The sequence below is a fragment of the Deinococcus terrestris genome, assembly GCF_009377345.1.
GTDB classification, from domain to species: domain Bacteria; phylum Deinococcota; class Deinococci; order Deinococcales; family Deinococcaceae; genus Deinococcus; species Deinococcus terrestris.
The window spans coordinates 1-7324 of sequence record NZ_WBSL01000029.1 but is presented as its reverse complement, the minus strand read 5'-3'; the positions used below and the strand labels follow the sequence as shown (position 1 = coordinate 7324).

Below are 7324 nucleotides of genomic sequence, written 5' to 3'. Positions count from 1 at the left end.
TCTGGCACTGATGACGGTCATGCCAGACGTTCATTTGAACCGCCTGCTCCTGACGTTCAGCAGAAACTCGGAATTTCTCCGCCAGCACGGCTATTCACTGCGCTATGCGAGGTGCAACTCCTGAGTTGAGGACTTTAGGACCGATCGGGCGGGCGTGATTGAGACGATCATGGGTTCCGGGCGTCTGGAATACGAGGAGGAAGAGCCGCGGGCGTCTCCTTCTCACGTTTTCTGCTGGCCTGGCTGGCTAACGGATCTGTCGCCCCATGTTTAATGGCTTCCGCCCTGACAGCGTCCTCGGCACAATCGCTCAGGAGTGTCGTCGGACGGGGTGAAAACTTCGGGCCATTGGAGGTACCTGCACAGTATGGTGGACGATCACAATCGCTAGCCCGACCGGCAGTTGCCACATGGTCATACCGGTATGACTCTGGGTGGAGCTAGGACGTGATCCGGGCCTGCTGAACTTCATTTGATTGGATAAGCGGCTCCTCGGTTGTTCTGCGGCTTTTGGAAGACGCAGCCAGCAGGGTGCTAGCCATGAGCTCCGGACAGCCACTTGAGCTGCACGCATATGCGTCACCTGATGATGCTGAAACGCGTTATGCGAGAATTTTAAAAGCAAGAGCAGGGTCCGGGGCATGTATGGGTCGATCTGAAATGGGAGGGACCCCCGATGAGCACGGCTCACCAACTTACGTCGGAGAGTGGAGGAGAGGCTGGGGCGAATTTTGTCCCAGTGGCGTCCGTTGAGTATCGTCAAGACGTTCGCGCGCTCCTGAAGCGGCACGACAAGGCAAGCGCATAGCTCAGCCATCACCGGGACGCTCCGCACGTATGTGGCGGAGCGGAAGTCGATGGACTGGGGCTGGGGCGGCTGCTCGTCTCCGAGCTACCTCCGCAGTCGCTAACTGGATGGCGGCATAGCGCGAGACCTTGATCCAGCGCTGCCGCCTGTAACAGGACTTGCAAGACCATGGGCAGGAGCAAATGGCCCTCACCGCTCGCCTGGAAACATTGCTGAGCCAAGGACGGGGACAATCGGCTTTAGAAGCTCGCATGCAGGCCCTGGAGCAGTTCGGCCCACTGGCGGACCAACTCCTGCCAGCTATCAGGCGCCTTTCACAAGCGGTCAACCAGGAAGGCGAGCGGCGAGGGCGTGGTCTGGCCGGACTGTGGGGGGACACTCTCCAGCAAAGCCGCTGCACATCAGCGGGAGATAGACCAGGTCCAGTCTGTGGAGGACGAGGGCTAGACCACCTACCGGATAAAAGCGACCAACCTGGGTCCGATTCCTGCTGCGGCCTTGAATCAATTAGGTTTCTATTTAGCCCATGCGTGACAAGCCCTGACAAGGCTGGTGCGGCGGGTGGAGACCTAGTGCCAGGATGGAGAGAAGCGTCGGCATACTCTCGGCGTTTGCGTGCTTGATAGCCAGCAATGATTGTCAGTGGTCCAGGCTTGCGCTATCGCGACGTGGGATAAAGTGCAGCGTAGGCACGGTATTCTGGACTGCCTGATCCTTCCCTTTGCAGTGGCCGAGCAGCTTCCTCTGGGGGACTCGATTCCCGCCGCGAGCCGGGCGGCCCTGTCTCCGCCGCCTGTGCTGCCGGGGCGACCTGCACGGTGGTTGGCGACTCCCCCGAGGTTAACTGGGAGCAACTGCACGGGACCCTGCTGCGCATGCTGGGCCTCACGGCCGATCCCGGCCGCTTCGAGGCGCAGGTCACGGCTGACCCGGGACTCGCTCCCCTCCTCAGGGGGCACCAAGGCCAGGGCGAGCACTCCGCGAGGCGCTTGCGTGCCCTGGACGCGCTGAGCCGTGCCCGCGACGTGTTCAGCGATCCCCACTTTCTCGCCGGGGACGAGGACGAGACGACCGCCTGGATCGTGACGACCAACGGCGGGGCCGGGCGCGTCACCTCCGGTCCAGACGGCTGGGTGCTGGACGATGGCTTCGGGCGGCACCTCTACACCTTCCCAGGCTCCACGCCCTCACTGGAGGCCTGACCCTGGCGGCGAGGTTCCTGCACGTGGCCGTCAGCGAGGAGCCGTCCTGCTCGGGGTGCGGCTGCACCGACAATTGGGCCTGTGAGGGCGGCTGCTCCTGGGTGCGTCCGGGGTGGTGCACGGCTTGCGAGGAGGCCCAGCAGGAGGGCAGGTTCGACTACGAAGGCACGTGCCTCGGGTGCGGGGCGAACAGCACTGCCCTGAACCGGGATACGCTCTGCCGGTCGTGCGCTCGGGGTCACGTCGCCCTGGACGACCCGACGTTCGCCGAGGAGGCCTCCGCATGAAGAATGTTGTTCTCCCCGCCCTGCTGCTCGGGGTGGCCGCCGCTCAGCCGGTCGGAACGGTCAGCCGGATGGAACCGGACCCGGCCTCCCGTCAGCAGATCAGCCGGGACGCCCGCGCGTTCTCGCAGGACACCTGCACCGGGAAGTACACGCTGGAGTTCCGGAACAGCACCCCCGACCGCGTGAAGGCTGAGGCCACGAAGGTCTACCAGCAGTCGCTGAACATGGTGCGGGCCGGGGTGGGGCACATCGTCTGGAAGGCCAAGGCCGCTCCTGGGGGTGGGGGAGACCTGGTGGCGAGCGTGCTGATTGAGGGCGAGACGCGCTATCTCAAGGTCACCACTGGGGAGTTGAATGGCCTGCCCGCGGTGGTGCTCGCGGGGTGCGTGGTGCAAGCCAGGAAACGGTAGGCGAACGGGGCAGACCCTCACCCTGGGGGTAGGCCCCTCCCCATGTCGATTCTTTCCTTTCCAGAACGCGGGCAGGGTGGGGACAGCACGTACCGGGGCAACTGCTCGCCGAAGGTCTATGAATGGCTCGTGCAGGAAACCCGTGCCCGCAGCCTGCTCGACCCCGTCATGGGTGGCGGCACCAGCCTAGACGTCGCCCTGCGCCTCGGCCTGAAGGCCTCCGGCAGCGACCTCAGCACTTCCCCGTACCACCAACGCCTCAAGGCCCGCCTGGAGCGCCAGGGTGCCCGCGTGGAACTCGGCGTGGACGCCACGCGCACCGACCTCGCCGCCCTGTTCGGTCAGCACGACCTCGTCGTCGCGCACCCGGCGTACGGCACGCAAATCGTGTACGGGTCCGGCGAGGGGGACATGAGCCAGCTTGGGGACGGGGACGCCTTTCTGGACGCGCTGCAAGCGATGACGCTGAACATGCGCGAGGCCACCACGGACGGCGGGTACTACGTCGTCATCATTGGGGACACCCGCAAGCAGGGGCGGTACCACTCGTACCAGGGGCCGCTGCTGGGCATGCTCCCGGCCTCCGAACTCCGGGCGGTGCGTATCAAGGCCCAGCACAACGTGAGCAGCGCGAAGCAGGACTACGGGCGGGTGCGCTTCGGCCTCACGTTGCACGAGTACGTCTTGATTCTCCAGAAGGAGTTGCCGTTCTTCCAGGCGTTCGGCGAGGTCGTGAAAGCCCAGCAAGCCCGGCTCACCGGGACGTGGAAGGCCATCGTGCGGCAGGCCTTGACCCAGCTCGGGGGACGGGCCGACCTCGACACGCTGTACGACCACGTCTTCCGGTCCGCGCCCGACCGGGTGAAGCAGAACCCGAACTTCAAGGCGAAGGTGCGGCAGACGCTGCAACTGTTGCCGGAGTGCCAGCCCGAGGAGCGCGGCATCTGGCGACTCGCCGCTGCCTGACCGTCCCCCCACTTCCCGCCCAGGCCCCCGTGACACGCGGGGGTCGCCTCTTTCCCCACCAGGAGATACCCATGACTGCCACTGCCCCGTACACTGCCTCCCGGATGCCCTCTGCGACTGGCCTGCACGCTGCCGTCACGAAAAAAGCCCTCACCGGGGCGCTCGCCCTGCTGGAACGCATCATCCCCACGCGCAGCAGCAACCCCGCCCTCCTGCATGTGCGCGTGGACGCAGGCGAGGCCGGGTTGCGCCTGAGTGGGACAAACCTCGAACTGGATCTGGAGTGCTTCGTGCCCGCCGAGGTGCAGTTCCCGGAGAGCTTCACGGTGCCCGCGCACCTGTTCGGGCAGCTCGTGCGGTCGCTGGGCAGTGAGTTGGTGACCCTGAGCCTGGAGGGGTCCGAGTTGCACGTGCACGCGGGCGGCACGAGCCTGAGCCTTCAGACGGGCGACCTCCAGGCCCACCCCGCCCTGGCCTTCCCGAATCAGGCGGACCTGAGCCTGGACGCGGCCGAACTCGCGCGGGCGCTGGGCAGCGTGCGGTACGCCGCGAGCAATGAGGCGTTCCAGGCGGTGTTCCGGGGCATCAAGCTCGAACACCACCCCGGATTTGCCCGTGTGGTCGCGTCGGACGGGTACCGGGTGGCCCTGCGGGACTTCCCCGTGGAGGGAACCGGGGGACGCAACCTGATCATCCCGGCCCGCAGCGTGGACGAACTCACCCGCGTGCTGAAGGATGGACAGGCCCGCTTCACCTACGGCGAGGGGATGCTGACGGTCACGACCGAGCAGATCCGCATGAACCTGAAGCTGCTGGACGGGGAGTACCCGGATTACGAGCGGGTGATTCCGAAGGACATCCGGCTTCAGTTCACGCTCCCGGCGGTCACGCTGAAAGAAGCGGTGGGCCGGGTGGCGGTGCTGGCGGACAAGAACGCGAACAATCGGGTGGAGTTCATGGTGTCGGAGGGCAAGCTGCGGCTGTCGGCGGAGGGGGATTATGGCCGAGCGCAGGACACGGTGGAGGTGCAGCAGGGAGGAAGGGAGCCCGCCATGAGCCTCGCGTTCAATGCCCGGCATGTACTGGACGCGCTGGGGCCGGTGGAGGGGGACGTGACGTTGCGCTTGAGCGGGGCGTCGACGCCGGGCATTCTTCAGCCCGTCGATGGGAGCGCGTATCAGGCGATCATCGTGACCTTGCGGGTGTAGGGCTCGGCGTGGGGGGAGGGGCCATCGCCCTTCCCCCCTTTCGTCATGGTGCCCGCTCCCAGGGCACGGCTCAGATGAGGCGGGCGAGTTCCTCGGGGGTCAGGAAGACGCCGAGCCAACAGCGGTAGTCCTGGGGACGCAGCTGCACACCCGGGTTCAAGGGGTTGAGCATGCGGCTGACTGTGGCCTGGCTGTACCCGCCCGCGCGATGCCCAATGGTGGCCTGCGAGAGAGGGGACACGAAGTACAACTGCCGCAGGACCATCCGTACGAGCGTTTGGGGCACGTCCTCCACCCGGAACAGGCCCTCGATGCGTACGCTGGAGTTATCCGGCACCCGCTGGGTCTCCCGCAGCTTGCGTGCAGCAGAGTCAGGCGAGGAGGACGCGCTGCCGAAGCAGGTCGAATTTGGCTCGGCCGAACATCTGGCGCTTGATCATCTTGAGCCGATTCACCTGCCCTTCCGTCTGCCCGTTGCTCCAGGGAGACTCGATGGCGCCGCAAATGGCGGCGAAGTCGTTTCGAAAGCTTCGCGCCAACCGTTGGAGGTCAGGTAATCCAGTGGCCTGCGCCCGTTCGATCCAAGAGGTCAGGAGCGCAGCTCCCGACCTCGGCGCGTCTCTCAGCCAGCCCAACACGTCCTGCACCAACTGGTAAATTTCCTGTCCTCGTGGGACCCGATCGAACACTGCCTGCAAGCGGCGGGTCTCCGCCTCTGAACGCCTGTCAGGTCGCGTTGTAAACCACCACGCCACCTGAGCAGGACCCAGCCGCTTCTCCCGGGGCAGGCTCAGCCTTTGCTGATCGGCGATGGACGGAGGTTCATGTCCTTCCCTGAGCCACTGCACGTAAGTGGAAACCCCGCTGAATGCGCCCCGGTATCCTTGCTCGATCACCTCGTGGAAGAGCTGGGTCACGGTCCACTCCGGTTCGGCCATCCGGCTACGGATGTAGGCCGCGTAAGGCGTGATGCCACTGGGTGGAGTGTTCCGCGTCAGCTTGCCCTCGTGTTGAAGCCATTCGGTCACCGTGCTGCGGGCCACCCCCACCTGGCGGGCGATGGCTTTGTAGCTTTGGCCTCTGTCACGCAACTTGACGGCCTGATCATACCGGGCCTGTCGGTGTTGCCGTTTGGTCACCGTCCGTTCGATGCGTTTTTGGTTGGTCGAGGGGCGTCCTGTGGGGAGGGGCTGGAGCGGACCGCTCGTCCCCTCCCCCTGTGCCGGTTCTGGCGGTGCAGTGAGGTGGGCGCGCTGGGGCCGCAACCAGGCTTCGACCGTGTCCCGAACATTGCCGATCAGGTGGAAGCGGTCCGCGATCTGCTGAGCTTCCGGCGCGCCGGAAGCCGCCCCACGGGCATATTCCCCTGCCCGGTCCCGGCAGATGATCTTTACCCCCGGGTGTGCTCTCAGCCACGTCGCCAGGGTGGCACCCTGGCGGTCCGGAAGCAGGTCCACGACCTGACGGCGCTCCAGGTCGATCAGGAGAGTCCCGTACGTTTTCCGTCGTCGCAGAGCGAAGTCGTCCACCCCCAGCACCGTCGGGGTCTCGGCGGGAAGGAGGGGAACGCGACGAATCAGCCGCAGCAGGGTATCGGCGCTGGTAGGTTCGCCGAGGTGGGCCAGGAGCCGGTGGCCAGCCTCTCCTCCCAGACTGAGGGCCACACGACCCTGCTTCTGGGCGAGGCGACAGGTGCGCTGTGCGCGGGGTTCCAGCCAGCCCGGCCAGGTTTCCGCAAAGGTCGTGTGGGGGCAGTTCGGGTTCCGGCAACGGAACCGCCGCGCCCGGACCCGCAGGGTCACGCCATGCTGGCCCAGAGCAGTGTCATGAGGATGCCGGATGTAGCGGCTGTGAACGTGGGAGCTGCGCTGCTGACAGGTGGGACAGGCCACTCCAGAACGCTGATCCTGCACCAGCAGGATCAGCCGCGTGCCTTCCACCTGCGAGTCGAGCACTTGCCAGGTCTCGGGAAAAAGAGGGAGGTCCATGTCCTCAGTTTCGTCGCCCCTGACCCTGCTGCACGCAAGCTGCGGGAGACCCAGCGGGTGCCGGATTGGCCAGCATACGCACCCTCGACGATCTGGAGGCTGTTCAGACCGTCGACCGTGCTCTGCTGTGTGGCGCGGCGGTACCCCCGCTCGCGGGCTTTCGCGACATGGGACCAGAAGCACGCGTGGTACACGCGGGAGAAACGGCGGGTCTCGGAATCCAGCGACTTGTAGGCATTGCGGAAGTACCTCCAGAATGTACGGCTGTTCATGATGTTCCCCTTTCAGGAGGATTAGACCTCTTGCGAAAGTCAGGCGGGGCATGCCTGGGTGAGGTTACAGAGTGCGGCGATAAGCTGAACTCGAAGGGCAAATCGACGACGCCGATGGCGATAAATGCCTTTGAGCACACGAAACACCTTCATGCGGCGGATCACATGTTCGACTCCTTGCCG

General features: G+C 65.4%; 6 protein-coding genes. 4 read left to right on the top strand and 2 right to left on the bottom strand.

All coding sequences use genetic code 11. The features are described from left to right. The first annotated feature begins 1683 nt into the window (after positions 1-1683). From F8S09_RS17365 to dnaN, 4 genes are all read left to right on the top strand, one after another. The gene (locus tag F8S09_RS17365; protein WP_152872683.1) at positions 1684-2010 is read left to right on the top strand and encodes a hypothetical protein; all 327 of its coding nucleotides are present in this window, start codon (positions 1684-1686) and stop codon (positions 2008-2010) included. 283 nt (positions 2011-2293) lie between these two features. Then, positions 2294-2707 (top strand): hypothetical protein, encoded by a 414-nt coding sequence (locus F8S09_RS17360; protein WP_152872682.1) that lies wholly within the window; start codon positions 2294-2296, stop codon positions 2705-2707. A gap of 42 nt (positions 2708-2749) precedes the next feature. Next, positions 2750-3673 (top strand): TRM11 family methyltransferase, encoded by a 924-nt coding sequence (locus F8S09_RS17355; protein WP_152872681.1) that lies wholly within the window; start codon positions 2750-2752, stop codon positions 3671-3673. A gap of 122 nt (positions 3674-3795) precedes the next feature. Further along, on the top strand, positions 3796-4881 hold the full coding sequence (gene dnaN, locus F8S09_RS17350; protein ID WP_152872684.1) for a DNA polymerase III subunit beta: 1086 nt from the start codon (positions 3796-3798) through the stop codon (positions 4879-4881). 70 nt (positions 4882-4951) lie between these two features. On the opposite strand, the gene F8S09_RS17345 is transcribed toward dnaN, so the two are convergent. Beyond that, positions 4952-5218 carry a hypothetical protein gene (locus tag F8S09_RS17345; protein WP_152872680.1) on the bottom strand — a complete coding sequence of 89 codons (267 nt, stop codon included), beginning with the start codon at positions 5216-5218 and terminating at the stop codon, positions 4952-4954. Between the two features lie 34 nt (positions 5219-5252). Next, a complete protein-coding gene (locus F8S09_RS17340) occupies positions 5253-6869 on the bottom strand; it encodes an ISL3 family transposase (RefSeq protein ID WP_194165426.1) in 1617 nt (538 codons plus the stop codon). Between the last annotated feature and the right edge of the window lie 455 nt (positions 6870-7324).

Excerpts from the sequence above, each read along its gene's own strand:
- F8S09_RS17355 (WP_152872681.1), top strand. The coding sequence starts at position 2,750 with ATGTCGATTCTTTCCTTTCCAGAACGCGGGCAGGGTGGGGACAGCACG.
- F8S09_RS17365 (WP_152872683.1), top strand. The coding sequence starts at position 1,684 with ATGCTGGGCCTCACGGCCGATCCCGGCCGCTTCGAGGCGCAGGTCACG.
- F8S09_RS17340 (WP_194165426.1), bottom strand. The coding sequence starts at position 6,869 with ATGGACCTCCCTCTTTTTCCCGAGACCTGGCAAGTGCTCGACTCGCAG.
- F8S09_RS17360 (WP_152872682.1), top strand. The coding sequence starts at position 2,294 with ATGAAGAATGTTGTTCTCCCCGCCCTGCTGCTCGGGGTGGCCGCCGCT.